Below are 25,962 nucleotides of genomic sequence, written 5' to 3'. Positions count from 1 at the left end.
CGCACCGGCGGCAAAGGCGTCACCGACGGTCGCAGATTACTCGACCATGACGGGCTGGACCCGCGTGGGGTCATTGTCCGCACCCGACGGGGGATCTTGTGCCGACCGAGGCGATAGCGTGGGCAGACGTGACTCCCTCCCCCGTCTACCTGGACGCGGCCACCGCCGCGCCGCTGCATCCGGTCGCCCGGCAGGCGCTGCTGGCCGCGCTCGACGACGGCTGGGCCGACCCCGACCGGCTCTACTCGCAGGCCCGGCGGGCCCGCCAGTTGCTCGACGCCGCCCGCGAGGCCACGGCCGACACCCTCGGCGTACGCCCCGACGAGGTGTCCTTCACCCCCAGCGGCACCAGCGCCGCGCACACCGCCGTCCTCGGTGGCCTGCGCGGACGCCGCCGGGCCGGCGGAGTCCTGGTGCACTCGGCGATCGAACACTCGGCCGTGCTGTACGCCGCCGAACAGCACGTCGCCCGGGGCGGCGCGGCCGTCGAGGTGCCGGTCGACCGCCTCGGCCGGCTCGAACTGGACGCCTGGGCGACGTCGGTCGCCGATGACCGGGTGGCGTCGGCCGCGCTGATCGCGGCCAGCCATGAGGTGGGCACCGTCCAGCCGGTCGAGGCCGCCGCGGCGGCCTGCGCCCGGGTCGGCGTGCCGCTCTACGTCGACGCCGCGCAGGTGGTGGGCCGGGCACCGGTGCCGCCCGGCTGGTCGGTGTTGACCGCGAGCGCCCGCAAGTGGGGCGGTCCGCCCGGCGTCGGGTTGCTCGTGGTCCGCAAGGGCACCCGCTGGGAGTCGCCCTGGCCGGCCGACGAGCGCGAGTCGGGGCGTACGCCCGGGACGCTGAACCTGCCGGCGGTGGTCGCGGCGGCGGCGAGCCTGCGCGCGGCGGCGGCCGACGCGTCGGCTCAGGCGGCGCGGCTGTCTCCGCTCGTGGACCGGATCCGGGCCCGGGTCGCGGCCGAGGTGCCGGACGTGGAGGTGGTCGGTGATCCCGAGCACCGCCTGCCGCATCTGGTCACCTTCTCCTGCCTGTACGTCGACGGCGAGGCGCTGCTGCACGCGCTGGACCGGCGGGGTTTCGCCGTCTCGTCGGGCTCGTCGTGCACGTCGGCCACGTTGCGCCCGTCGCACGTGCTGGAGGCGATGGGGGTGCTCTCGCACGGCAACGTACGGGTCTCGCTGCACGCCGGCAGCACCGAGGCCGACGTGGAACGCTTCCTCACCGAGTTGCCCGGGATCGTCGCGGAGCTGCGCGAGCAGGCGGGGGTGGTGGGACTGTGACCGTCCCCGACGCCACCGGTGACACACCCGACAGCACCGCCGGGAACGCGTCCAGCGATCCGCCCGGTGAGCTGCCTGACGAGGTGCTCGACTGCCTCGGCCAGCGCTGCCCGCTGCCGGTGATCGCCCTGGCCCGCCGGCTACCGGAGCTGCCGGTGGGCGCGGTGGTCCGGGTACTCGCCGACGACCCGGCCGCCGCTGTCGACATCCCGGCCTGGTGCCGCATGCGCCAGCAGGACTTTCTGGGCAGCGCACCCGGCCCCGGCTACGACGTGCGCCGCGCCCACTAAACCCACCCACCCCGCCCCCACCCCCGCGATCTTGCACTTTTTGTCGCCGCGAAAGGGACTAACTACCCCGAATGGGCGACCGAAAGTGCAAGATCGGCGGGAGGAGTTTGGTGCGGGGAGGAGGAGCGGGGGTTGGGTGGGAGGGGTTATGGGAGGAGGTGGGGGCGGAGGTCGTCGGCGGCCTGGTCGCCGTAGGACTCGGCTAGGCGCTTGACGAAGACGTCGCGGCGGACCTGGTACTCCTGGGTGCCGACGGTTTCCAGCACCAGCGTGGCGAGCAGGGAGCCGACCTGGGCCGCCCGCTCCAGCCCGAGACCCCAGGACAACGCGGTGAAGAAACCGGCGCGGAAGCCGTCGCCGACGCCGGTGGGGTCGACCGCCCGGGTCTCCCGCGCGATCGGCACGTGGATCGTCTCGATCTCCCGCCCCGCGATCTCCACCCCGTGCTTGCCCAGCGTGGTGACCCGGATCTTCACCAGGTCCAGCAGCTGGTCGTCGGAGAGGCCGGCCTTGCTCTGCAGCAGCGACTTCTCGTAGTCGTTTGTCATCAGGTAGTCGGCACCGTCGATGAGCGCCAACACGTCCTCGCCGGGCATCCGGGCGAGCTGCTGGGACGGGTCGGCGGCGAACGGGTAACCGCGCTCGCGGCACTCGGCGGAGTGACGCAGCATCGCCTCCGGGTCGTTGGCGCCGACCAGTACCAGGTCCAGCCCACCGAGGCGCTGGGCGACCGGGTGCAGCTCGATGTTGCGGGCCTCGCTCATCGCGCCCGCGTAGAACGAGGCGATCTGACACATGTCGGTGTCGGTGGTGCAGACGAAGCGGGCGGTGTGGGCGATCTCGCTGACGTGCACCGAGTCGCAGTCCACCCCGTGCCGCTCCAGCCAGGATCGGTAGTCGGCGAAGTCTGCGCCGACGGCGCCGAGCAGCACCGGCTGGAGACCGAGCTGCCCCATCCCGAACGCGATGTTGGCCGCCACCCCGCCCCGGCGCAGCACCAGATCGTCCACCAGGAAGGAGAGCGAGACCTTGTGCAGCTGGTCGGCGATGAGCTGGTCGGCGAACCGACCCGGGAAGCTCATCAGGTGGTCGGTGGCGATCGAGCCGGTCACGGCGATCTTCATGGCAACCCTCGGGATCGGCAGCAGAGCCCGATCAGCCTACCGGCACCCCCCTCCCCGGGCGACCCGCCCACCACAGACCCACCTCGACCGCAAACCCCTCGGTTGATCATGAAGTTGTTGTCATCCGCACCGGCGTGGCGTGACAACAACTTCATGATCAACCGAGGGGTGGTCGGGTGGGGAGGCGGAGACGCGGACGGCGGCACGGCCGATGGGCCGTGCCGCCGTCCGGGTGAAGACTGGACTCAGCTGAAGGAGTCTCCGCAGGCGCAGGAGTTGCCCGCGTTGGGGTTGTCGATCGTGAAGCCCTGGGCGTCGATCCGGTCGGCGAAGTCAATGGTGGCGCCGGTCAGGTAGGGGGCGCTCATCCGGTCGACGACGACCTCGACACCGTCGTAGTCGGTGACGATGTCACCGTCGAGCGAACGCTCGTCGAAGAAGAGCTGGTACCGCAGGCCGGAGCAGCCGCCCGGCTGAACGGCGACCCGGAGCCGCAGGTCGTCGCGGCCCTCCTGCTCGATCAGGGCCTTGACCTTCTGCGCCGCGACGTCGGTGAGGACGACGGACGTGGGGGCCTTGGCCTCGGTCGACTCGGTCTGCGCTGGCGTGGTCACGTGGAATTCTCCCTGCGGCGCGTCGGTGTGGTCCTCCCCTGGCCAACGTCAGCCGCCGGTCAGCGATTCCCACAGTGGTCCAGTTCTTGATTGTAGGCCGCCGGCGGCCGCATGACCCGGCGGCGTGACCAGGCACTCGGTGCGAACCCCCGGGTCAGCGGCTCCACTGCCGGGCCAGCCGGGCGCCGAGCTCCCGCAACCCCTGCGCCGGACGCTCCAGCGCCGCGGTCAGCCCGCCGCGCTCCTCGCCGCCGAAGTGCTCCACCAGGCTGTACGTGTCGGTCACCCCGACCGACGCCGCCTCCCGCCGCCCGGTGCTGACCTGGCCGGCGAGCACCACGCACGGTACGCCCCGATCGCGCGCGGCGCCGGCCACTCCGGCCACCACCTTGCCGCGCAGTGACTGGTGGTCGAACCGTCCCTCCCCGGTGACCACCAGATCGACCTCGTCGAGCACGGTTTCCAGCCCGACGGCCCGACTGACCAGCCCGATGCCCGACTCGCACCGACCACCGAGGGCGAGCAGCGCGGCACCGACACCCCCGGCGGCACCTCCGCCCGGGAGCGCGCCCAGCCCGCTGGGACAGCCGGGCAGGTCCCGCTCCAGCACCTCGGCCCAACGGCCGAGCGCGGCGTCGAGCAGCAGCACGTCGGCCTGGTCTGCGCCCTTCTGCGGGCCGAAGACGTTGCTCGCGCCGTGCAACCCGATCAGCGGGTTGTCGACGTCGGTGGCCGCGATCAGCCGGGCGTCCCGCAACCGGGGCGCTCCACCGAGCGTCGCCGCCGCGGCCAGCGCCGCACCGCCGTACGGCAGGGCCACGCCGGTTCCGTCCAGTCCCACCGCGCCCAGCGCGGCGAGCATTCCGGCGCCACCGTCGTTTGTCGCCGAGCCGCCGAGCCCCACCACCACCGTGCGCGCGCCGGCCTCGACCGCGGCGGCGATCAGCAGACCCAGGCCGTACGAGGTGGTGGTCAACGGGTCACGCTCGGCGGGGTCGAGCAGGTGCAGCCCGCAGGCCTGAGCGCTCTCCAGCCACGCGACCGCGCCCCCGTCGGTGAGCAGCATCTCACCGGCGGCCGGACGGCCCAGCGGGTCGGTCGTCGGCACCGGCACCCGCTGACCGGGCAGCGCCTCGGCGAGCACGTCGAGGAAGCCCGGTCCCCCATCAGCCAACGGCCTGACCAGCAGGTCATCGCCGGGCGCCACCTCCCGCCAGCCGTCGGCCACCGCGGCGGCGACCTGCGGGGCGGGCAGCGTGCCGGCGAACTTGTCCGGGCAGAGCAGTACGCGCATGCCTGGCAGTGTGGCAGCCCACACCGGCACGGGCGGCACGACGGTCATGCTGTGGGACCATGGAGGGCGTGACGTCGACCTGGGCTGAGCCCTCCAACACCGCCACTGCGCTGCTGCTCCTCGGCCGCGGCAGCGACCCCGCCACCGAACGTGGCGTGGAGTGTCCGGGTGACCTGCCGGCACCGAGTGACCCCGACCTGGTGGCCCGCGCGACGGCGGCCAAGGCCGCACTCGGCGACCGGGTCTTCGTGCTCGGTCACCACTACCAGCGCGACGAGGTGATCCAGTTCGCCGACGTGACGGGCGACTCGTTCAAGCTGGCCCGCGAGGCCGCCGCCCGTCCCCAGGCCGAGTACATCGTCTTCTGTGGCGTGCACTTCATGGCCGAGAGCGCGGACATCCTCACCTCCGACACCCAGCAGGTCGTCCTGCCCGACCTGGCCGCCGGCTGCTCGATGGCGGACATGGCCGCACTGCCGCAGGTCGAGAGCGCCTGGGACGTGCTCACCGAGCTGGGCCTGGCGGACCGGACCGTCCCGGTCACCTACATGAACTCCTCGGCGGACATCAAGGGCTTCGTCGGGCGTAACGGCGGCGTGGTCTGCACCTCGTCGAACGCGAAGCGGGCCCTGGACTGGGCGTACGAGCAGGGCGAGAAGGTGCTCTTCCTGCCTGATCAGCACCTGGGCCGCAACACCGCCGTGCTGGAGATGGGCTTCTCCCTGGACGACTGCGTCCTCTACGACCCGCACAAGCCGAACGGCGGGCTCACCGCGGAGCAGCTGCGCGACGCGAAGATGATCCTCTGGCGCGGGCACTGTTCGGTGCACGGCCGGTTCACCCTGGAGAGCGTCAACGACGTCCGGGAGCGGGTGCCGGGCGTCAACGTGCTGGTGCACCCGGAGTGCCGGCACGAGGTGGTGCGGGCCGCCGATCAGGTCGGCTCGACGGAATACATCATCAGGACCATCGAGGCCGCTCCGGCCGGCTCCGCATGGGCCGTCGGCACCGAGCTGAACCTGGTCCGCCGGCTCGCGCTGGCCCACCCCGACAAGCAGATCATGTTTCTGGACCGGGCGGTCTGCTACTGCTCGACGATGAACCGGATCGATCTGCCACACCTGGTCTGGGCGCTTGAGGAGCTGGTCGCCGGGCGGGTGGTCAACCGGATCACCGTCGACGCCGCCACCGCGCATCACGCCCGGGTGGCGCTGGACCAGATGCTCGCGCTGCCCGGCGCCTGACCCGCAAAGGGCATCACCCTCCGTGACGCCCACTGTACGCGAAAGTGCCGGATCACCGATAAATGCCCTCCGAGGCGGTGTGACCGGATCCATTCTCATCACGGAGGGCTATGCTGCCGGGCGACGACACACGCGGGCGCGGAGCGTTTGGGCGCGCCCCCGCTCCGGGTAGCGAACCGGTGGTGTCCATCCATCGAAACGGCAGCACGCACGCGCTGGAGGTTGCGTTGACCGACGACGTCCTGGTCGTACACGGAGGCACGCCGCTGCAAGGGCGGATCCGCGTGCGCGGCGCGAAGAACCTGGTGTCCAAGGCGATGGTCGCCGCACTGCTGGGCGACAGCCCGAGCCGGCTGTTCGACGTGCCGAAGATCCGCGACGTCGAGGTGGTCCGGGGCCTGCTCGGGCTGCACGGTGTCAAGGTCACCGACGGCGACGAGGACGGCGAGCTGGTCTTCGACCCGGCCAACGTGGAGAGCGCCAGCACCGACCAGATCAACGTGCACGCCGGCTCCAGCCGGATCCCGATCCTGTTCTGCGGGCCGCTGCTGCACCGCCTCGGGCACGCCTTCATTCCGGACCTCGGCGGCTGCCACATCGGGCCCCGGCCGATCGACTTCCACCTGCAGGCGCTGCGGGAGTTCGGCGCGACAGTCGACAAGACCCCGAAGGGCTGCACCTGTCCGCGCCGAACGGGCTGCACGGCACCAAGTTCGCGCTGCCCTACCCCAGCGTGGGCGCGACCGAGCAGGTCCTGCTGACCGCGGTGATGGCCGAGGGCGTCACCGAGCTGCGCAACGCGGCAGTGGAGCCGGAGATCATCGACCTGATCTGTGTCCTGCAGAAGATGGGCGCGATCATCAAGGTGCACACCGACCGGGTGATCGAGATCCAGGGCGTACCGAAACTGCACGGCTACACCCACCGGCCGATCCCGGACCGGATCGAGGCGGCGAGCTGGGCCGCGGCGGCACTGGCCACCCGGGGGCACGTCGAGGTGCTCGGTGCCGAGCAGGCCGACATGATGACCTTCCTGAACGTCTTCCGCTCGGTCGGCGGCGAGTACGAGGTGACCGACACCCGTCCGCCTCGGCCGGGACAGCCGGGCCAGGAGGGTGGCATCCGCTTCTGGCACCCGGGCGGCGAACTCCAGGCCACCGCGCTGGAGACCGACGTGCACCCGGGCTTCATGACCGACTGGCAGCAGCCGCTGGTGGTGGCCCTGACCCAGGCTCGTGGCCTGTCCATCGTCCACGAGACGGTCTACGAGCAGCGGCTCGGCTACACCGACGCACTCAACTCGATGGGCGCGAACATCCAGGTCTACCGGGACTGCCTGGGTGGCACCCCGTGCCGCTTCGGCCGGCGCAACTTCAAGCACTCCGCGGTGATCGCCGGCCCGAGCAAGCTGCACGCCGCCGACCTGGTCATTCCCGACCTGCGGGCGGGCTTCAGCCACCTGATCGCCGCGCTGGCGGCCGAGGGCACCTCCCGGGTCTACGGGGTGGATCTGATCAACCGGGGCTACGAGGACTTCGAGGCCAAGCTCGCCGATCTGGGCGCGCAGGTGGAGCGGCCGTAGCTCGACCGACGGCACCCGCCGCGCGTTCGTCGCACCGCGATGTGCACCGGGCGCGCGGCGTTGGCTACCCTTGCCGCGTGCCGTCGCTGTTTCGTCGCAAGTCCGCCGACCTCGCCGATCCCGCCACCGAGCCGCTGACCCCGGCGGAGGAGGAGGCAGCCGAGGCGGCCCGGTCCCGTGCCTACACCCCGGCCAAGGGGCGGGAGACGCCGAAGCGACCCGTCACCGGTCGCCGCCCCGCCGGTGCGACCAAGCCGTTGAGCAAGGACGAGGCGAAGGCGCTGCGTCGGGAACGTCGCGCCGAGGCGGCGGCGGAGTTCCGGCGTGAGGGCGGCCCCCGCGACCGGGGTCCGGAGCGACTGCTAACCCGTAACGTGGTCGACTCCCGGCGTACCGTCGGCACCTGGTTCTTCGGCGGCGCCCTGGTGGTGCTGATCGGCTCGAACCAGGCGATGCCGCCGGTGATCCGGTTGGCCTCCAACCTGCTCTGGGGCGCGCTGGCCCTGGGTGTGGTGGTCGACTCGGTGCTCATCTCGCGCAAGATCAAGAAGCTGGTCCGCGAGCGGTTCCCGAAGTCCACCCAGCGGATGGGGTCGCTGTACGTCTACGCGATCATGCGGGCGATCACCTTCCGCAAGCTGCGCACCCCGGCGCCGCGGGTCGCCATCGGCGACCAGGTCTGACCGCACCCGCACAGCCAACCGGCCCGGCATCGCGCTCGCGCTTGTCGAAGCATCTCGAACCAGCCGCCGGGCCTCGGCGACGAGCGGCTGACGGTGGGTACGGGATCGTCGGAAGTCCGATACCGGCATAGCGATAAATGTCCGGATCAATAGGATAACGTTTGGGTTGACGAGGGTGCGGCAGTGGCGGTGACCGAGCCCGCGCCGCTACCCTCCTTGCGCAGCCATTCGGTGCCCGGACAAGCGATTTTGCCGGCTTCCCGGGGTGCCCAGCGCGACCATTTCCGACGAGGTGACATCGCCGTGAGCGAGCGGACGCGAGCCGACCACCGGGGCGCGACCGTGAGCGAGCGGACGCCGGCCCGGGGTTCCGGCACGGGCCGGACCGCACGGTCTGGTCGTCGCGGTTCCGCAGCGCAGGCACCAACTCCCCAGGTCGCGGCCAGCACCGCCGCCCGGCGACGTCCCGGCCGCAGCGACAGGTCCTGCGGATGAGTCGCGGCTACGCCGACAGGTGGCACGATCCCGCCGAGCCATCCTGGGTCGTCGAGCCGACGAGTGAATGGCTGCCGCAGTTCCCGGGCCAGCGTTATCCGGGTGACATCGGGGTCGAGCACCAGCCACCTCCCGCCCGAGGTCGAGCGAGCGCCGTCGGACGCGCCGAGGTGCCGCCGCTCGCGCCGACCCGGCCCGACGGCACGTACGTCGGTCGGTCCTGGGACGACGAACCGGACGGCTGGCCGGGCCGGCACGAGCTGCCCGACCGCCGACCCGCCGACGGCAACGGCTCGCGGCCGTACGACAGGTCGGTGCCGTCCGGCTCCCGGCCGGAGCAGGCGCGGCCCGAGGGACGGCGGTCGTCGTACGGTGAGCCGGCGCGGGGTCGCGACGGGGTCACCTGGTCGGACTTCGGACCGCAGGCCGCCGGTACGGGCGCGTCCGCCCGCCGCGACCAGCGCGACCCGGAGCGGTACGTCGATCGCCGCGACCAGCGCGACCCGGACCGGTACCCCGAGCGCCGTGACCCGGACCGCCCCCGCGATCAGCGCGACCCCGACCGGTACGCCCGCCGCGACCCGGAGCGCCACGCCCGGCGGGAGCCCGAGCGGCGTGACCCGGACCGCCGCGACAACCGCTATCCGCGACCCGAACCCGAGCGGCCGGGCCAGCGCGAACCGGACCCGTACGCAAATCGGCCGCGCCGCTCCGAGCCGACCGGGCGCGACGAGTACCGGCGTGGCGCACCGGTGTCCCCCGCCCCCCGCCCGGAGCCCGGCTGGGTGGCGGAGGAGGACGAGCAGACGCGTCGGCCGGCTGCCGGGCAGCGCCCGGTCGAGGGAGCCGACCGCCGTGCGTCCGAGGACGCCGCCCAGCGCCCTCGCTACCAGTGGAGTCACCACCCCGGGCAGCCGACCCGCAGCGACGGTCCGGTGGTCGACGGTTACCGCAGCGAGTTCGTCGGCGGCGGAGACCCGGACGCCGCGCCGTACCCGGACGGATTCGTCGACGACGAACCGGTACCGACCGCGTCCGACGACTGGTCCCCCTCGGACCGGGCCCGCCGACGGGGTCGCCCGGAACCGTCGACATCTGACCAGCAGGCGTACGACGCTCCGCAGCGCGGCGACCTGCCCTGGCCCACACCCGGACCATTGCGCCCGAGCAGCGGACGGGACCATCGCGAGTACCAGCGGCCAACCCCCCAGGAGCGGGACGGCGACCGTCGGCCCAGCGCCGTACCGGACGCTCCCGGCCCCCAGCGGTTCGACGACCGGCCAGCCGCCGCGCGGCCCGACCCGGACCGGCCCGTCTCGGCGGCACCCGATCAGGATCCGCGCCGCCGTCATCTGTCGGTGGTGCCGGACCACCCGGTCTCGCCCGCGCCGGAGCAGGACCGTCCGGTCTCTCCCGCGGCCGGGCGGGCCCGTCCGGTCTCCCCCGCCCCACAGCATCACCAGCCGGAGGTCGCTCACCCGCACCGGAGCCGTCCCGCCGCCGCTGCCGGGGACCGGAGCGATCCACGCCACCCTGGCCAGGACCGTGACCGGACTGGGCGCCCCGACCGGAGCCGAACCGACCTCCCCGGCGGGGACCGGCCCGCCGCCAACTCCGGTGCCGATCGGCCGCCCACCGGGGACGCGGTCCGACCGGCGCCACTGCACCAGCACGAGGTACGCCCCGCGCCGCTGCACGAGCACCAGGTCCGGCCGGCGCCCCTGCAGGGCCAGCCGGTCGTCGCCTCGCCACCACCGACGCCGGTGCCCACGGTGGCCGCTGCGCCACCCGTCGCCCCGCCACCCGCCCGGCCGGTCTCCGCGCCACCCACCCGACCGCCGGTCTCCGCACCACCGGCCCACCGCCCGGTCTCCGCACCACCCACCCAGCCGCCCGCTCCCGCACCGGCCCCCCGACCCGTCTCCGCGCCGCCGAGCCGGCCACCTGTCCCCACGCCGGCGGAGCGGACGTTCGAGCCGGCCATCGACGACCAGGCACCGCTCGGCCCGCCGCCGGCAGCCCAGGGCGACCGGCCCGGCGGCGGCCCGGCGGCGCCGAGCACACCGACGGCCCGCCAGCCCACCCGGTACATTCCCCCGGCACCGGAACCGACCACGCCGACGCCCGCCCGGCCAGCCTCCGAGGGCCCGCAGAGCTGGTTCGGGTCGGCTGCCGAGCCGCCCTCCCCGACACCGGCCGGGCCCATCGACACACAGCCACCGGGGCAGCCGGCACGGCCCGCCCCGGAGTCGCTCGCCGACGCCCTCTCCGCACCACCTGAGGTCGCGCCACCCGGCGAGGTAGACGTCCCCGCATCACTGGCCTCGGCGGCCCCCGTCTCGGCACCGCCACAGGCCGAACGGCCGGTCAGCACACCGCCGGCACCACCGACAGCTGCGGCCCCGGTCTCCGCGCCGCCGCTGTCGACGCCACCGGTCTCCGCGCCGCCGGCGTACGGACCGCCGGTGTCCGTACCGCCCGGCGAGCCCGACCTCACCCTGCCGGTCTCCGCACCGCCGGTGTCGGCACCGCCGTTCTCCGCTCCGCCGGTCTCCGCACCGCCGGCTGGCACCCTGCCGGCCGACGATCCGGTACCGGCCGGCGATCACCGCACAGACCCCGACGCCAGCGGGGCCGGTGACACCACCGAGCGTCCGGACCACGCCGAGCCCGGTGACCTGGACGACCGGATGCCGCCCGGTCCGGACATCGCCCCGGGCGACGCCGTGCTCGCCACCTCGCCCGTGTCCGGCCCACCGGCCGACGACGGGCCGGTCCCCGGCGACCCGGACGACGGCGAGGCGGTACCCGAGTCGCCAGCCGATCCCGAGCAGGTGCTGGGGAGCTTCCGCTGGCGTCTGGACCCGGTGACCCTGCGGGAGCTGGTGGACGACCCGGAGGAGCTGCGGGAGGTCCGGCAGCGGCTCACCGAGAAGCTCGCCACGGCACTGGACAACAGGTCCCGGGCCCGGCTGCTGAGCCTGCGTGCGGTGGCCTCACGGGTCCTCGACGACCTGGACGACGCGCTGGCCGACGGTCGCATGGCGTTGACCTACGCCGAGGCGACCGGGGAACTACGCCGGGCCGCGCTCGCCCAGGCCCGGTTGGCGCACGTACTGCGCTGGCGCGGCGAGTTCGCCGAGGCCGACCGGCTGTTCGCGGAGGCCAACTCGATCGAACTACCCGACCGGCTGCGCGCCGCACTGCACGAGCACGCCGCCCGCTGCTGCTACGACCAGGGCCGGCTGATCGAGGCGTGCCATCACTTCGAGCGGGCTCTCGACCTGCGTGGCGAGCAGGACGCCGAACTGCTGGCCCGGGTCCGTACCGGTCTCGACGCGGTCGCCGCCAAAGCTGAGGAGGGCGGCTTCGGGCCGTACCCGCGCAGTTGGGACGAGGTGCTGGAGCGGGACCGGACGCCGGTGCCGGCACGCGACGGCGGCCAGGGTCTGTGGGGCTACGCGGACGCCGACGGTGACATGGTGGTGCCGGCCCGGTACGCCGAGGCACAGCCGTTCCGGGATGGCCTGGCCTGGGTACGCGGACCGCAGACCGACCGATGGTCCCTGATCAACCTGGCCGGCGAGACGGTGCTCGGGCCGACCTACCTGGCGGCTCGGCCGTTCTCCGACGGCCTGGCCTGGGTGGTGCGGGACGAGAGCGGCTGGCACGCTGTCGACACCACCGGCGAGGTGGCGGTGCCGCCGGGTTTCGCCGACGTCCGGCCCTTCCACAAGGGAGTGGCGGTGGTACGTCGGGAGGGCTGGGGCGCCGTCGACCGCACCGGCCGAATCGTGGTGCCCACCCGCTACCACGGCTTCCACACCACCCTGGCCGATGGCCACTACGTCGACGGCTTCACCGAGGAGGGACTGGCCGTGGTGGACCTGGCCGGCCGCAAGGGCGTGGTGGATCGTGGCGGGCAGGTGATCGTCACACCGGCGCACCCGGCGTTGCTGATCCACCCGGTCGCCTTCCTGGCCACCAACAGCGCCGGGAACTGGGGTGCGCTGGACCGACGCGGCGAGTCGTTGATCGACCCGATGTTCCACCACCCGAGCGCGGTCGTCGCCGAGATCGACGGGTTGCTCGCCGACGCCAACCCGGTGCTCTGAGGCCGGCGGCCCGACCGGGCCGCTGCCGCACCACCACGGGTGTCGGCAGGTCCCGGCCGGATCAGGCGATGCTGGTGTCGGTCGCGCTGTTCGTGGTGCTGCGTCCCGGCGCTGGCGACCGTGACAAGGTGCCGGTCAGCCGGGCCTGCCCGGTCTTGGGGCCGATCCGGCCCGGGCGACGACGTCCGCTGCCGAAGCCCGGTGCGCGCCGGTGACCGGAGGTGCCCGGGTCGGGTGCCCGCCGGTGACCGGGGTCGGTGTTCCGGTTCCGCCGCCGGCCGTCACCTGCCCGGCCGGGAGGTGACCCGTCTCGGCGTGCGCAGCGGGGGGTCACCGCGCCGGCCGGTTCGTCGGTTGGTCGGCCGGCTGCTGACCGGGTGGCGGTCCGAGCAGCTCGATCCCGTGCCGTGCGGAGGCGTGCCCGAGGGCGGCCGGATCGATAGGTGCCGGGTCGGGTAGTCGACGTTCGACAGCGGGCACCCCGACTTCGGCGACGTACTCCTCGAACCCGGCGGGAGTGGTCAGTTGCAGGACCCGCAGCGGTTCGTCCGGACCGACCACGAAGGTGTGCGGCAGCCCGGCCGGGAGCAGCACGAAGTCGCCCGGCCCAGCGTTCAGTTCCGTCTCGTCGCAGTAGAACGTCGCGGTGCCGGACAGCAGATAGAACATCTCGTCCTCGACCTGGTGCCGATGCAACGGCGGGGCGAAGCCGGGCGGGTTGACGAACTCGACAGCGGTGAGCCGCCCACCGGTCTGTGCGCCTGTCGCCTTCACGGTGACCAGGTTTCCCAGGAACCAGTGCGCCTCTCCCTCGTCGGGCCGGAGTACGAACGGGTGAACGGACACGGTGCCTCCCAGGGGCCGGTCAACTTCAATGGACGTCAGCTATTGGATAGCTATGAGTCTAGTGAATACATTGCTAGTATGACGACGCCATGGATGAAGTCAAGGACGGAAAACCCACCAGGCGGTACCGGTCCCGGCTCCGCGAGGAGAACGCCCGCCGCACCCGGCAGGCCGTGGTCGCGGCGGCGACCGAGCTCTTCGTCGCGCGCGGTTACACCGGCACGTCGCTGGCGGATGTGGCAGCCGCCGCCGGGGTGGCCAGACCCACCGTGTTCGCCGCGTTCGGCTCCAAGGCGGCGTTGCTGCGCCAGGTGCTCGACGAGGCGCTCGCCGGCGATGACGAGCCGGTGCCGGTGGCGCAACGTCCCTGGTACCGGCCGGTCTGGGAGGCGGCCACAGGTGGCGAGGTGCTCGACGCGTACGCCGGGGTCTGCACCCTGATCGGCGCCCGGACCGCTCGGGTGTTCGAGACCGTCCGGCGGGCCGCCGACGGCAGCCCCGAGGTGGCCGAGGTGTGGCAGACGCTGCTGCGCAACCGGCGGCTCGGCGCGACGATGGTGGTCGAGCGGCTGCGTGCCCTGGACGCCCAGATCCGCCAGGGCTCCGATGTCGAGGCCGCCATCGACGAGGTGTGGTTCTACAACGACCCGGCACACTACGGCGCACTGGTGCTGGAGCGCGGCTGGGACGAGCCGACCTTCCGGTGCTGGCTGGGCCGGTCCCTGCGCCACGCACTGCTGGCGGACCTCGACTGATCACCGCCGCCGACCGGTTCACCGGGGCGGGCTAGGGTCGAAGCATGGAATTCCGACACCTGGGCCGCTCCGGCCTCATGGTCAGTGAGATCTCGTACGGCAACTGGATCACCCACGGTTCGCAGGTCGAGGAGGAAGCGGCGTTCGCCTGCGTACGCGCCGCCCTCGACGCCGGCATCACCACCTTCGACACCGCCGACGTGTACGCCGGCACCCGTGCCGAGGACGTCCTCGGCCGGGCGCTCCAGCAGGAGCGGCGCGAGGGTCTGGAGATCTTCACCAAGGTGTACTGGCCCACCGGGCCGGGCCGCAACGACCGGGGCCTGTCCCGTAAGCACATCATGGAGTCGATCAACGGATCGCTGCGCCGGCTGCGTACCGACTACGTGGACCTCTACCAGGCCCACCGGTACGACTACAGCACCCCGCTGGAGGAGACGATGGAGGCGTTCGCCGACGTCGTGCACTCCGGCAAGGCGCACTACATCGGCGTCTCCGAGTGGAAGGCGTCGCAGATCCGCGAGGCGCACGGCCTCGCCCGCGAGCTGCGCATCCCGCTGGTCTCCAGCCAGCCGCAGTACTCGATGCTCTGGCGGGTCATCGAGGCCGAGGTCATCCCCACCAGCGAGGAACTGGGCCTCGGGCAGATCGTCTGGTCACCGATGGCCCAGGGCGTGCTCTCCGGCAAGTACCTGCCCGGCCAGCCCCCGCCGAGCGGTTCCCGAGCCACCGACGAGAAGTCCGGTGCGGGCTTCATCGCCAAGTGGCTCACCGACGACGTGCTGACCCGGGTGCAGCAGCTCAAGCCGCTGGCCGACCAGGCCGGGCTCAGCATGGCCCAGCTGGCCATCGCCTGGGTGCTGCAGAACCCCAACGTGTCCTCGGCCATCATCGGGGCGTCGCGCCCCGAGCAGGTGCACGACAACGTCAAGGCGGCCGGCGTGAAGCTCGACGCCGGCCTGCTCAAGGCGATCGACGAGATCGTCGACCCGGTCACCGAGCGGGACCCGGCGCGTACCGAGTCGCCGGCCGAGCGGCCCTGACCCGCCCCGCCCGGCCGGTGGTATTGCACACCGGTCGGGCGGACAGCTCCTCGACCGTGTTCAGCCCTGCCAGAAGCGGATCAGGTCCAGACCTGTCACGTACAGCCAGGGCGGCAGGCCGAGCAGGTCACCGATGGCGAAGACGGCGGTGAAGAACCAACCGCCGATCGTGGGATTCCACAGCAACGCGAAGAGCAGGATGAACCCGTACGGCGCGAACAGGTCGTACATCCGCCGGTACTGCGGACTCAGCCACGGCTGGATCATGTTTCCGCCGTCCAGCCCGGGCACCGGCAGCAGGTTGAGCATGCTGGCGGTGATCTGGAGGAAGGCCAGCAGGGCCACCGCCGCCCAGAACTCCACTGGCCCACCGCCACCGGCACCGAGCCGCAGCACCACCACGAGGACCAGCGCGAAGAGCACGTTCGTGGCCGGTCCGGCGAGGCTGACCAGGGTGTGTCGCAACCGCCCGGGAATGACGTGCCGGTCCACCCAGACGGCACCACCCGGCAGGCCGATGCCGCCGAGCAGCACCACCACCACGGGTAGCGCGATGGACAGCAGCGGGTGGCTGTACTTCAACGGGTTCAGCGTCAGGTAGCCGCGGTGGGCCACCCCCCGATCGCCGCTGCGGTACGCCACCACGGCGTGGGCGTACTCGTGCAGGCAGAGCGAGACCAGCCAACCGGAGACGACGAAGCCGAACACAGTGAGCCGGACGTTGCCGATCCCGTGCCAGGTCAACACGGCTGTTGTCGCCAGCAGGGCGACAAGCGCCAGGAAGACCGGGCTGGGCCGGAAGGCCGCCCGGGGCACCCCGAGCACCAACGGCTCGGAGTCCCTGGGTGTCATCACTCCGCCACGGGCAGCAGGCTCATCCGGTACTCCACCCGATCGTCTTCGAGGAGCGCGACCGAGGTGACGCCGGACGCCGCGAGTTCCCGCCAGGTCTGACCGATCCAGGACTCGGCATCCGCCTGGCTGCCGAACGACTCGGTCGGCCCGTCGACCGACTCGCCGTTCGCACCCTCGTACCGCCAGCTCCACGCCATGTGCGCGTCTCCCCTCGCCGCTGATGCCCCCATGGGACGGACCTCCGCCAGCGTAGTCGTACCGCCCGACCGGCGACCGGGCCACGGGCGTCGATCAACAGGGGTGCCGATGCCTGGACGGGTACAGCCGGCCTACCGGCACCCACCGTCGGGCACCGCGACTGACCCGGCCACGGCCGGGTATGTGTTTCGGGGAAACCGACGCACCGGAGGCGACAATGACGACACCGATCCCGCAGATGGACACGGCGGAGCTGCGCGACATCGCGGTACGCGGCGGCATCGAAGGGGCCCGGGAGATGGACCGGGAGGAACTGATCGACGCCCTGCAGGCCCGTCCCGGCGAGGGCGCCTGGCAGGAGGACCCGAAGCCGGCGAACGTCAACCCCAACGACTTCAGGTACTAGGCCCCCGAACGGCACTGACCGCGCCTCGGGCCGACGGTACGGTGCCGTACGCACCTGCGGTGCCCCGGCCGCCCGGCTGGACGTAAGGTACGCAGCATGTCCCTAGACGGGTGGAACACGCTCCTGGTCCTCGGTGGAATCCGGTCCGGCAAGTCGGAGTTCGCCGAGTCCCTGGTCGCCGACGCGCCCACGGTCCGCTACCTGGCCACCGCCGCCGACGCGGGCGACGACCCCGAGTGGGCCGCCCGGCTCGCCGCGCACCGCGCCCGCCGACCCGCGACCTGGAGCACCGAGGAGACCGCGGCCGACCCGCGCCGCCTCGCCGACGTGATCGCCACCGCCCGGCCGGAGGAGACACTGCTCGTCGACGACCTCGGCGGGTGGGTGACAGTCCTGCTCGACCCGGCCCACCAGCCGGCCGACGACACCGCCACCGTCGACGAACTGGCCGCCGCCGTGCGCTCCTGCGCCGCCCGGCTGGTGCTGGTCAGCCCCGAGGTGGGGCTCTCCCTGGTACCCACCACACCGCTGGGCCGGGCGTTCACCGACGCCCTCGGCGCGGTCAACCGCGCCGTCGCGGACGCCTGCGACACGGTGGTGCTTGTGGTCGCCGGTCAGCCGTGCCAGTTGAAGTCCGCCGTCGTCAACCCCGCATCCGCTGACGCGACACCTGCCGCTGCCGCCCCGTCGACCGCCGCCGCCACGATGCCCGGGCAGGCTGGCCCGGCCGCCGCCACGGTGCCCGCGCAGGCCGGTCCGACCGACGGGGCGCCGGTCACAGCCGGTGGTTCGCCGCTGCCCGGCTCACCGCCGGTGAGCACCCCGCAGGTGCCCGCCGAGCCCACCTCCGGCGCTGACGACACCGGCTGGACCGCGCCCACCATGGTCCTGCCGGTGGCCGCGACCGACCTGGTGATCCAGCCCGGCATGGACCTGCCCATGCCCGACGAGTACGCCGGCCCGCAGGCCGTCGACCGGCTGACCGGCCTGGACCTGCCCGGCACCGGGCTGGGCGCGCTGGAACAGGTGATCTCGTTCGCCGCCGCCACCCAGGGCACCCCCACCCCGGCCCCGTGGCGGTCGGTGCGGGTGCTGCTGGTGCACGGCGACCACGCTGGCGGAGTCGCCGCCGGCACGACGGCCGGCGAGTCGGCGCGGCGGGCCGAGCAGGCCCGCGCCGGGCAGGGCGTACTCGCCCGGCTGGCCGCCGAGAGCGGGGCGAGCCTGCAGGTGGTGGACGCCCCCGCCGCCGCGCCCGTCGAGCACGGGCCGGCGCTCGACGCCGAGCAGGTGGACGCCGCCCTGCGTTACGGCTGGCGGCTGGCCGAGGAGGCGGCGGAGGCCGGCGTACAACTGCTGGTGCTGGCCGCGTGCGGCGCCGGCACCGAAGCCACGGCCGCGGCGGTGCTGGCCGCGACCGCCGGCGCCGAACCGCCCGCGGTGCTCGCCCGGGTGGTCACCCCGGGTGGCCAGATCGACGACGTGGCCTGGATGACCCGCTGCGCCGCGGTCCGCGACGCCCTGCACCGCACCCGTCGTTCGTCCCGGGACGCGGTGGACGTGCTCGCCGAGCTGGGTGGCGGGGACCTCGCCGTCGCCACCGGCATCCTGCTGGGGGCGACCGCCCGCCGGCTGCCGGTGCTGCTGGACGGTCCCGTCGGGGTGGCCGCCGCGCTGATCAGCCGGGACCTCGCCGGGCAGGCCCGGCACTGGTGCCTGCTGGCCGACGACGGTGGTCATCCGGCGGTCCGGCTGGCCGCCGACGTGCTCGGCCTGGATCCGCTGACCCAGCTGCGGCTCGATCTCGGTGAGGGGGCGAACGCGCTGACCGTCCTGCCGCTGCTGCGCTCGGCGCTGGCACTGGCCGCCGCGCTGCCGTCCCGCCCCGACGACGACAGCGAGGAGAAGGGCGACGAGCCGGGCCCGGTAGAGGAGCCGGAACCCGACTTCCACGAGCCGGAGCCCGAGGGACCCGGCCCGACCACCACCGCACCGGCCACCGAGGCGGCGGAGACCTCCGCCGCACGTGCCGGCTGAGCCCCGGCTCGGCGACGGGGCGCGGCTGGCACTCACCACCCTCACCATCCTGCCGCTGCGGGTCGGCCGGGTCGATCGGGCCACCGCCGGTACGGCGATGACGCTGGCCCCGGCGGTCGGCGTGCTGCTCGGCGTGCCGCTGGCCGGCGTCCTGCTGCTGGTGGACGCCGGCACCGCACCGCTTGTCGCCGCCGGGGTGACAGTCGCGACGGCCGCCCTGCTCACCCGGGGACTGCACCTGGACGGGCTGGCCGACACCGTCGACGCGCTGGGGTCGTACCGACGCGGGCCGGCCGCACTGGAGATCATGAAGAAGCCCGACGTGGGGCCGTTCGGCGTGGTCGCCCTGGTGCTCGTCCTGCTGGTGCAGGCCGCGGCGCTGGCGGAGCTGGCCGGCCGGTCCCGTCCGGCGACGGTCGCGGCCGTGCTGACGGCCACGGCGGCGGGGCGGCTCGGGGTGACGCTGGCCTGCCGACGTGGGGTGCCGGCGGCGCGTCCGGAAGGGCTGGGTGCGCTGGTCGCCGGCAGTGTCGGGCCGGTCGCGCTGGCCGTCGCCACCGCCGCCGTCGCGCTGCTGGCGGTCGCGGCGGTACCGCACCGGCCGTGGCAGGGCCCGCTTGTCGTCCTGGCGGCACTCGCCGTCGCGGCCGGGCTGCTGCGACACGTGGTACGCCGACTCGGTGGCATCACCGGAGACGTGCTCGGCGCGACAGTCGAGCTGGTCACCACGCTCGTCTACCTGGGACTGGTGCTGTCCGGCTGAGCCGGGCCGACGGCGGCGGGTAGCGTACCTGCGACGACAGCACCGGCGCGGCCACCCGGGGGACGACATGCTCATCACCGACGATTTTCTGCCCGTCCCGGTCCCGGAGTCGCTCAGCGCGACCTACCTGGTGCCGACGACGGGGCTGCCGTCGGTGACGGCGCGGACGGCCGTACGGGGGTTGGCCGGCCGGCTCGCCGAGCCGGTGTACGGACTGGCCCGGCAGATGCTCGACAGCCCGCTGATGAGCGTCGACACCCGGCCCGTCGGCGAGTTCCCCGAGCTGCCCCCGGACCTGCTCACCGCGTTCGGGGCCAGCGAGGCGCAACTGGACCGGCTGGCCGCGGCCACCCACCTGGTGGTGGTACAGGCGGAGTACCGGCCGGGCTGGCCGCCCGCCCACGAGTGGGCCGCCCGGGCGGTGGCCGCGGCGGTCGCCGAGGCGGTGGGCGGCGACGTGGTCGACGTCTTCGGCCTGCAGTTCCTGGATCCGGCCGCCGCGCTGCGTTCGCTGCCCGACGCCGAGGGTCGGGTCCGGCTTGTCGACTGGGTGCTGGTGCCCTACTCGTCGGACGCCGAAGGACTCTGGTTCACCACGAAGGGACTGCGCCGGTTCGGCCTGCTGGAGTTGCAGACCCAGGGGGTACCCGACCATCTCACCCGGGCCTGGGGCGCGGTGATGACAGGTGCCGCCCGGCGACTGCTGCGGGACTGGACCGACGGGCTGGCCGGCGACGACGTCCCGGCGTTCGTCCAGTTGCCGGTGCTGGCCACGGTGACCGGGCACGACATCGCGGTGGCGTACGGCAATCCGGAGCAGCACGGGGCGACCGCACCGGTGCTGCTGCGCCTGGAGCTGGACCCGGCCACGGACCCGGACGCCGACTCCTTCCTCAGCCTGCGCCCGCCGGCCGGGCACCCCGGCCCGGCCGGTCGCTACTTCGCCAACGCCTGCGCCACCCTCTTCTCGGGCATCCAGCCCGACGTGCGGTACGCCCGCTCCGGTGACGCGATGAGCCAGGCGGTCGCCACCGCCCGCGCCGGCCTGGAGGACATCCGGTCCCGGTTCCGCGACGGCCAGCTGCCGCCGCAGACACAGCTTGTCGTCAAGTACGGGTTACCTGGCGACGACGGCCCGGAGTACGTCTGGGCGGGCGTGACCACCTGGGACTCCCCGGACCGGATCGTCGGTGCCAGCGCGAGCGACGCCAACACCGACCCCACGGTACGGATCGGCTCCCCCGTCGTGGTGGAGGTCTCCGACATCGTCGACTGGGCCCTCCTCGGCACCAGCGGCGTCATCGAAGGCGGCTGGACCCAGGCCGTCCTGGACGCCGGCCAACCCCCACCCCCTAACCCCCACCCGGCCCCTCCCACCCGTCCCACCCGTCCCACCCGTCCCGTCTCCGTTGATCATGAAGTTGTTGTCACCCGCACCGGCGTGGCGCGACAACAACTTCATGATCAACAGGGGTTCGTGGGTGGGTGGGTGGGTTATTTGACTGAGGGGTGGATGAAGGGGGGCGGGTTAGGTGGGTGGGGGTGCGGCGGTTGCGGATGTCGACGTGCAGCTCGGCGCCGTCGGGGAGGGCGGGGGCGGTGTCGATCAGGGCGAGGGCGATGCCCTGCTTCCGGGTCGGGCTGAAGGTGCCGCTGGTCACGGTGCCGACGCGGGTGTCGCCCGCGTACACGGCCATGCCGGGGCGGGGAATGCCGCGGTCGACGGCGACCAGGCCGCGCAGCGTACGCGCCGGACCGGCGGCCTTCTCCGCGACAAGCGCGTCACGGCCCCAGAAGGCCGGCTTGTCCCAGCCGACGGCCCAGCCCGAACGGGCCTGCACCGGGGTGATCTCCAGCGAGAGGTCCTGCCCGTGCAGCGGGTACCCCATCTCGGTGCGCAGCGTGTCCCGGGCGGCCAGCCCGCACGCCTGCGGCGCCGGCTCGGCGGCGAACAACGCGTCCCAGACGGCTACCGCGTCGCCGGCCGGGGCCACCAGCTCGTAGCCCAGCTCACCGGTGTACCCGGTGCGGCACACGGTCAGCTCGACCGCGCCGAGCGTCGCCGAGGTGAAGCTCATGTATTCGTGTTCGGTGGGCAGGCCGAGCCCGCCCAGCAACTCCGCCGACCGGGGGCCCTGCACCGCCAGTACGGCATACCCCTCGTGCTCGTCGGTGACGGTGACCTGCGGTGGCGCGGCGGCCCGCAGCCGACGGACCACCTCGGCGCTGTTCGCCGCGTTCGGGATGAGGAAGACGTGGTCGTCGGCGTGCAGGTAGGCGATGATGTCATCGACCACACCGCCGGTCGCCTCGTCGCAGCAGAGGGTGTACTGCGCCCGGCCCGGCCCGATGCGGCCCAGGTCGTTGCTGAGGCAGGTGTTGACGAACTCCGCCGCCCCCGGCCCGGTCACCCGCACCTTGCCCAGGTGCGACACGTCGAACACGCCGACACCGGTACGCACCGCGGTGTGCTCGCGCAGCACCCCGCCGCCGGCGTACTCCAGGGGCATCTCCCAGCCACCGAACGGGGCGAACTTGGCGCCGAGCGCGGTGTGCCGGCCGCCCAGCGGAGAACGACGCAGCCGGGTCGCGGCGGCGTCGGTGGTCACGTCGGTCATGGGTGGCAACTTACCGGGACGCACCGGGCTGGTTAGCATCGGCGGGACCGCCGGATGACCCGGCGGGGCAGCAATGACGCCCGGCGGGTAATCATCCGCTGGGGAACTCCACCGCCGGTACGCCACCACGCGACCGGCCCGGCCCGCCCGGGAGCAGCCTCCGTGACATCGCCCAGCACCACCCTGAGCCTGGTCGACACCGACCCCGCCGAGCTCGCCGTCGACGCGATCGTGATCGGCGTGCACAGTACGACCGGCGAACAGGACGCCACCAGCGGCCTCGCCGGCACCCTGTTGCTCGCCAGCGGCGCCGAGAGCATCGCCGCCGCCTTCGACGGCAAGCTGACCGAGACGCTGGCGCTGCTCGGCGCGACCGGCGGCCCGGGCGAGGTGATCAAGTTGGCGACGCTCGGCACGGTGACCGCGCCGGTGCTCGCCGTCGTCGGCCTCGGTGCGGAGCCCAGTGGTGCGGCACCCGCCCCGGAGACGCTGCGCCGGGCGGCGGGAGCCGCGGTGCGGGCCCTGGCCGGCGCGGCGCGGGTGGCGATGGCGCTGCCGCTGCCCGACGACGCCGACGCCGCCGACGCGCTGCGCGCGGTCGCCGAGGGTGCCCTGCTCGGCGGCTACCGCTTCGCCGGGTACAAGACCCGCCCGCAGCCGACCCGCCGCGAGCCGGTCGCCGAGGTGCTGGTGGCCGTGCCGGACGCGGCGGACGCGGCGGCGCAGGCCGAGGTGACCCGGGCCCGGACGGTGGCCGGCGCGGTCCTGCGTACCCGCGACTGGGTAAACATCGCCCCGAACGAGCTGCGCCCGCCGGCCTTCGCCGACGCGGTGGCCGAGGCCGGTCGGGCGGCCGGCCTCGAGGTCGAGGTGCTCGACGAGGTTGCCCTGCGCGAGGGTGGCTACGGCGGCATCATCGCCGTCGGTCAGGGCTCGGAGGCCCCGCCGCGACTGGTCAAGCTGACCTACACCCCGGACGGTGGTGGCACCGGCAAGCGGGTCGCCCTGGTCGGCAAGGGCATCACCTTCGACACCGGTGGCATCTCGATCAAGCCGGCGCAGGGCATGTGGGAGATGAAGTCCGACATGGCCGGGGCGGCGGCGGTGGCGGCCACCATGCTGGCGGTGGCAGAGCTGAAGCCGTCGGTGACGGTGACCGGGTACGTGCCGATGGCGGAGAACATGCCGTCCGGGACCTCGTACCGGCCGGGCGACGTGATCACCATGTTCAACGGCAAGAAGGTGGAGGTGCTCAACACCGACGCCGAGGGCCGGATGATCCTCGGCGACGCGATGGCCCGGGCCTGCGCCGACGGCTGCGACTACCTCTTCGAGACCTCCACCCTCACCGGCGGTCAGGTCGTCTCGCTGGGCAAGCGGATCTCCGGCGTGATGGGCACGGCGGAGCTGTGTGAGCGGGTCCGCGACGCCGGTGACGCCGTCGGCGAGCCCGCCTGGCCGATGCCGCTGCCGGACGACGTGCGCAAGGGCATGGACTCCGACGTCGCCGACATCTCGCAGGTGAACGCGGGCATGGACCGGGCCGGTCACATGCTCCAGGGCGGCGTCTTCCTGCGCGAGTTCGTCACCGACGACGTCGCCTGGGCGCACATCGACATCGCCGGCCCGTCGTACCACTCGGGCGAGGCGACCGGCTACTGGACCAAGGGCGGCACCGGCGTCCCGGTCCGTACGCTGCTGCACCTGATCGACGACGTCGACACCAACGGCTGAGCTGTGCGCACGGGGTCCCTCCTTGTCGGTGAGGGGCCCCTCCGGCGGGTCAGTACTGCTCGGGGCGGCGTTTGCGGCGCTCGTTGTAGTCGCGCATCCGTTGCGGGTAGCCCATCAACGCCACGTCGTAGATCGGGATGCTGACCCGGTACGCGAATCGACGCGCGCCGTCCGGCCCGTCGATCCGCCGCCGGGTCCACTCGCCGTCGTCGGCGATCAGGATGACGGTGGTCTCGGTGACCGTGGTGCGGGGCTCGATGTACGCCTCGACGCCCTTTCGGGTACGGACGAAGTTCTCAAGGTGCTCCAGATCGGCACGATTGGCCGTACGGTCAGGGTCAGCCGCGCGTGATCGCTTGCTTCGCCGGAACAGTCCCACCGAGCCGTCTCCCCAGTCGTGGCGTATCGAAGGCAGAGCCAAGGGTACGTTGCGGCAACGTGTCGTTGGGCACCTCGGTACGCGGGTGCGACGCGGTGGTGACAAGATGGCCGAGGTGGGGTGTGTCCGTGTTACCCCGCCGTGACCCCCGATGCAGCGAAGCGACCTGGGAGTTGGACGTGAGCGAGCCGAACGACGCAACCTTCGACATCGTCATCCTCGGAGGTGGTAGCGGCGGTTACGCGACCGCACTGCGCGCCACCCAGCTGGGCCTTTCTGTGGCCCTGGTGGAGAAGGGCAAGCTCGGGGGCACCTGCCTGCACAACGGTTGCATCCCGACCAAGGCACTGCTGCACGCCGCCGAGATCGCCGACCAGACCCGCGAGTCGGAGCAGTTCGGTGTCAAGGCCGAGCTGGTCGGCATCGACATGGCGGGGGTCAACTCGTACAAGGACGGCGTGATCTCGCGGCTCTACAAGGGCCTGCAGGGCATGCTCAAGGGCAACAAGTCGATCACGATCGTGGAGGGGCACGGCAAGCTTGTCGCGCCGAACGCGGTCGAGGTGGACGGCAAGCGGTACACCGGCCGCAACGTGGTGCTGGCCTCCGGGTCGTACGCCAAGAGCCTGCCCGGCCTGGAGATCGACGGCGAGCGGGTCATCACCAGCGACCACGCCCTGACCCTGGACCGAGTCCCCAGCTCGGCGATCGTGCTCGGCGGCGGCGTGATCGGCGTCGAGTTCGCGAGCGTGTGGAAGTCCTTCGGGGTGGACGTGACGATCATCGAGGCGCTGCCCCGGCTGGTCGCCGCCGAGGACGAGGAGTCGTCGAAGGCGCTGGAGCGGGCCTTCCGCAAGCGGAAGATCAACTTCAAGGTCGGCAAGCCGTTCGAGAAGGTCGAGAAGACCGACAACGGCGTGAAGGTGACGATCGCCGGCGGCGACACCGTCGAGGCCGAGCTGCTGCTGGTCGCGGTCGGCCGGGGCCCGAACACCGCCGACCTCGGGTACGAGGAGCAGGGCGTCAAGGTCGACCGGGGCTACGTGCTCACCGACGAGCGACTGCGCACGAACGTGCCGAACGTCTACGCCGTGGGTGACATCGTGCCCGGTCTCCAGCTCGCCCACCGCGGCTTCCAGCAGGGCATCTTCGTCGCCGAGGAGATCGCCGGCCAGAACCCGGCGGTGATCGACGAGGCGGGCATTCCCCGGGTCACCTACAGCGACCCGGAGCTGGCCTCGGTCGGCCTCACCGAGGCGAGGGCCAAGGAGCAGTACGGCGCTGACAAGGTCAAGACCTACAACTACAACCTCGGCGGCAACGGCAAGAGCCAGATCCTCAAGACGGCCGGCTTCGTGAAGCTGGTGCGGGTCGAGGACGGTCCGGTGGTCGGCGTGCACATGGTCGGCGCGCGGGTCGGCGAGCTGGTCGGCGAGGCGCAGCTGATCTACAACTGGGAGGCGTACCCGGGCGAGGTGGCGCAGCTCGTGCACGCCCACCCGACGCAGAACGAGGCCCTGGGCGAGGCGCACCTGGCCCTCGCCGGCAAGCCGCTGCACGCGCACGCCTGATCACGACGTACCCGCGACGTCCGGCGACGGGCGACG

20 protein-coding genes and 3 pseudogenes are annotated in these 25,962 nt (G+C 73.0%); 15 read left to right on the top strand and 8 right to left on the bottom strand.

The annotated features are described in order from the left end of the window. The first annotated feature begins 128 nt into the window (after positions 1–128). Both CLT74_RS29615 and CLT74_RS29610 read left to right on the top strand, forming a co-directional pair. Positions 129–1,280 carry an aminotransferase class V-fold PLP-dependent enzyme gene (locus tag CLT74_RS29615; RefSeq protein ID WP_099850848.1) on the top strand — a complete coding sequence of 384 codons (1,152 nt, stop codon included), beginning with the start codon at positions 129–131 and terminating at the stop codon, positions 1,278–1,280. Between the two features lie 71 nt (positions 1,281–1,351). Then, positions 1,352–1,570: a sulfurtransferase TusA family protein gene (locus CLT74_RS29610; protein ID WP_099853416.1), complete on the top strand. Its 219-nt coding sequence runs from the start codon at positions 1,352–1,354 to the stop codon at positions 1,568–1,570. 146 nt (positions 1,571–1,716) lie between these two features. Here CLT74_RS29610 and CLT74_RS29605 read toward each other — a convergent pair whose 3' ends face one another. The 3 genes from CLT74_RS29605 to CLT74_RS29595 form a co-directional block, all read right to left on the bottom strand. After that, the gene (locus tag CLT74_RS29605) at positions 1,717–2,694 is read right to left on the bottom strand and encodes a carbohydrate kinase family protein (RefSeq protein ID WP_099850846.1); all 978 of its coding nucleotides are present in this window, start codon (positions 2,692–2,694) and stop codon (positions 1,717–1,719) included. A 245-nt stretch (positions 2,695–2,939) separates the two neighbouring features. Continuing rightward, complete coding sequence (gene erpA / locus CLT74_RS29600; RefSeq protein ID WP_099850844.1) at positions 2,940–3,308, bottom strand: iron-sulfur cluster insertion protein ErpA; 369 nt, start codon at positions 3,306–3,308, stop codon at positions 2,940–2,942. A 154-nt stretch (positions 3,309–3,462) separates the two neighbouring features. Continuing rightward, the gene (locus tag CLT74_RS29595; RefSeq protein ID WP_099853413.1) at positions 3,463–4,602 is read right to left on the bottom strand and encodes a glycerate kinase family protein; all 1,140 of its coding nucleotides are present in this window, start codon (positions 4,600–4,602) and stop codon (positions 3,463–3,465) included. 68 nt (positions 4,603–4,670) lie between these two features. Here CLT74_RS29595 and nadA point away from each other — a divergent pair, with 68 nt between their 5' ends. From nadA to CLT74_RS30570, 5 genes and pseudogenes are all read left to right on the top strand, one after another. Next, a complete protein-coding gene (nadA, locus tag CLT74_RS29590) occupies positions 4,671–5,846 on the top strand; it encodes a quinolinate synthase NadA (RefSeq protein ID WP_099853409.1) in 1,176 nt (391 codons plus the stop codon). Between the two features lie 227 nt (positions 5,847–6,073). Further along, positions 6,074–7,428 (top strand): annotated as a pseudogene (gene murA / locus CLT74_RS29585) (UDP-N-acetylglucosamine 1-carboxyvinyltransferase). A 77-nt stretch (positions 7,429–7,505) separates the two neighbouring features. Next, positions 7,506–8,111: a DUF3043 domain-containing protein gene (locus tag CLT74_RS29580; RefSeq protein ID WP_099850842.1), complete on the top strand. Its 606-nt coding sequence runs from the start codon at positions 7,506–7,508 to the stop codon at positions 8,109–8,111. 491 nt (positions 8,112–8,602) lie between these two features. Beyond that, complete coding sequence (locus CLT74_RS31650) at positions 8,603–12,721, top strand: WG repeat-containing protein (RefSeq protein ID WP_486582677.1); 4,119 nt, start codon at positions 8,603–8,605, stop codon at positions 12,719–12,721. A 68-nt stretch (positions 12,722–12,789) separates the two neighbouring features. After that, a complete protein-coding gene (locus CLT74_RS30570) occupies positions 12,790–12,936 on the top strand; it encodes a hypothetical protein (RefSeq protein WP_158240300.1) in 147 nt (48 codons plus the stop codon). A gap of 115 nt (positions 12,937–13,051) precedes the next feature. Here the strand turns inward: CLT74_RS30570 and CLT74_RS29570 are convergent, their stop codons facing one another. Then, positions 13,052–13,567, bottom strand: a complete 516-nt coding sequence (locus CLT74_RS29570; protein WP_099850840.1) for a quercetin 2,3-dioxygenase — start codon at positions 13,565–13,567, stop codon at positions 13,052–13,054. Between the two features lie 89 nt (positions 13,568–13,656). Between CLT74_RS29570 and CLT74_RS29565 the strand changes: the two genes are divergently transcribed. Further along, positions 13,657–14,322 (top strand): TetR family transcriptional regulator, encoded by a 666-nt coding sequence (locus tag CLT74_RS29565; protein WP_099850838.1) that lies wholly within the window; start codon positions 13,657–13,659, stop codon positions 14,320–14,322. Positions 14,323–14,366: 44 nt separating this feature from the next. After that, positions 14,367–15,365: an aldo/keto reductase family protein gene (locus CLT74_RS29560; protein ID WP_099850837.1), complete on the top strand. Its 999-nt coding sequence runs from the start codon at positions 14,367–14,369 to the stop codon at positions 15,363–15,365. Positions 15,366–15,425: 60 nt separating this feature from the next. On the opposite strand, the gene CLT74_RS29555 is transcribed toward CLT74_RS29560, so the two are convergent. Together CLT74_RS29555 and CLT74_RS29550 are read right to left on the bottom strand one after the other, a co-directional pair. Next, positions 15,426–16,217 carry a site-2 protease family protein gene (locus tag CLT74_RS29555; RefSeq protein WP_099850835.1) on the bottom strand — a complete coding sequence of 264 codons (792 nt, stop codon included), beginning with the start codon at positions 16,215–16,217 and terminating at the stop codon, positions 15,426–15,428. Next, the gene (locus tag CLT74_RS29550) at positions 16,217–16,417 is read right to left on the bottom strand and encodes a hypothetical protein (RefSeq protein ID WP_099850833.1); all 201 of its coding nucleotides are present in this window, start codon (positions 16,415–16,417) and stop codon (positions 16,217–16,219) included. Before CLT74_RS29550 ends, CLT74_RS29555 begins: the two co-directional genes overlap by 1 nt. 218 nt (positions 16,418–16,635) lie before the next feature. Here CLT74_RS29550 and CLT74_RS29545 point away from each other — a divergent pair, with 218 nt between their 5' ends. The 4 genes and pseudogenes from CLT74_RS29545 to CLT74_RS29530 all read left to right on the top strand — a co-directional run. Further along, complete coding sequence (locus CLT74_RS29545; RefSeq protein WP_099850831.1) at positions 16,636–16,824, top strand: hypothetical protein; 189 nt, start codon at positions 16,636–16,638, stop codon at positions 16,822–16,824. A 96-nt stretch (positions 16,825–16,920) separates the two neighbouring features. Then, complete coding sequence (cobU, locus tag CLT74_RS29540) at positions 16,921–18,861, top strand: bifunctional adenosylcobinamide kinase/adenosylcobinamide-phosphate guanylyltransferase (RefSeq protein ID WP_099850829.1); 1,941 nt, start codon at positions 16,921–16,923, stop codon at positions 18,859–18,861. After that, positions 18,851–19,624 (top strand): adenosylcobinamide-GDP ribazoletransferase, encoded by a 774-nt coding sequence (locus tag CLT74_RS29535; RefSeq protein ID WP_099850827.1) that lies wholly within the window; start codon positions 18,851–18,853, stop codon positions 19,622–19,624. The genes cobU and CLT74_RS29535 overlap by 11 nt, the downstream gene beginning before the upstream one ends. Before the next feature lie 67 nt (positions 19,625–19,691). Further along, positions 19,692–20,978, top strand: a pseudogene (locus CLT74_RS29530) (DUF2314 domain-containing protein); the annotation flags it as partial. A gap of 151 nt (positions 20,979–21,129) precedes the next feature. On the opposite strand, the pseudogene gcvT reads toward CLT74_RS29530, so the two are convergent. After that, positions 21,130–22,242: pseudogene (gene gcvT, locus CLT74_RS29525) on the bottom strand (glycine cleavage system aminomethyltransferase GcvT); the annotation flags it as partial. 162 nt (positions 22,243–22,404) lie between these two features. Here gcvT and CLT74_RS29520 point away from each other — a divergent pair. Further along, a complete protein-coding gene (locus tag CLT74_RS29520; RefSeq protein WP_099850823.1) occupies positions 22,405–23,976 on the top strand; it encodes a leucyl aminopeptidase in 1,572 nt (523 codons plus the stop codon). A 49-nt stretch (positions 23,977–24,025) separates the two neighbouring features. Here CLT74_RS29520 and CLT74_RS29515 read toward each other — a convergent pair whose 3' ends face one another. Continuing rightward, a complete protein-coding gene (locus CLT74_RS29515) occupies positions 24,026–24,355 on the bottom strand; it encodes a dsRNA-binding motif domain-containing protein (protein ID WP_099850822.1) in 330 nt (109 codons plus the stop codon). A gap of 179 nt (positions 24,356–24,534) precedes the next feature. Between CLT74_RS29515 and lpdA the strand changes: the two genes are divergently transcribed. Further along, on the top strand, positions 24,535–25,926 hold the full coding sequence (gene lpdA, locus CLT74_RS29510) for a dihydrolipoyl dehydrogenase (RefSeq protein WP_099850820.1): 1,392 nt from the start codon (positions 24,535–24,537) through the stop codon (positions 25,924–25,926). Positions 25,927–25,962: the final 36 nt, after the last annotated feature.

Source organism: Verrucosispora sp. CNZ293 (genome assembly GCF_002754655.1).
The sequence above is the reverse complement of the archived record's forward strand: the minus strand, read 5'-3'. Positions and strand labels throughout refer to the sequence as shown.

Bases quoted from the DNA above. Each gene is read 5' to 3' on its own strand.
- CLT74_RS29565 (WP_099850838.1), top strand. From the start codon at position 13,657: ATGGATGAAGTCAAGGACGGAAAACCCACCAGGCGGTACCGGTCCCGG.
- CLT74_RS30570 (WP_158240300.1), top strand. From the start codon at position 12,790: ATGCTGGTGTCGGTCGCGCTGTTCGTGGTGCTGCGTCCCGGCGCTGGC.
- CLT74_RS31650 (WP_486582677.1), top strand. From the start codon at position 8,603: ATGAGTCGCGGCTACGCCGACAGGTGGCACGATCCCGCCGAGCCATCC.
- CLT74_RS29595 (WP_099853413.1), bottom strand. From the start codon at position 4,602: ATGCGCGTACTGCTCTGCCCGGACAAGTTCGCCGGCACGCTGCCCGCC.
- CLT74_RS29555 (WP_099850835.1), bottom strand. From the start codon at position 16,217: ATGACACCCAGGGACTCCGAGCCGTTGGTGCTCGGGGTGCCCCGGGCG.
- cobU (WP_099850829.1), top strand. From the start codon at position 16,921: ATGTCCCTAGACGGGTGGAACACGCTCCTGGTCCTCGGTGGAATCCGG.
- CLT74_RS29550 (WP_099850833.1), bottom strand. From the start codon at position 16,417: ATGGCGTGGAGCTGGCGGTACGAGGGTGCGAACGGCGAGTCGGTCGAC.
- CLT74_RS29560 (WP_099850837.1), top strand. From the start codon at position 14,367: ATGGAATTCCGACACCTGGGCCGCTCCGGCCTCATGGTCAGTGAGATC.
- CLT74_RS29605 (WP_099850846.1), bottom strand. From the start codon at position 2,694: ATGAAGATCGCCGTGACCGGCTCGATCGCCACCGACCACCTGATGAGC.
- CLT74_RS29545 (WP_099850831.1), top strand. From the start codon at position 16,636: ATGACGACACCGATCCCGCAGATGGACACGGCGGAGCTGCGCGACATC.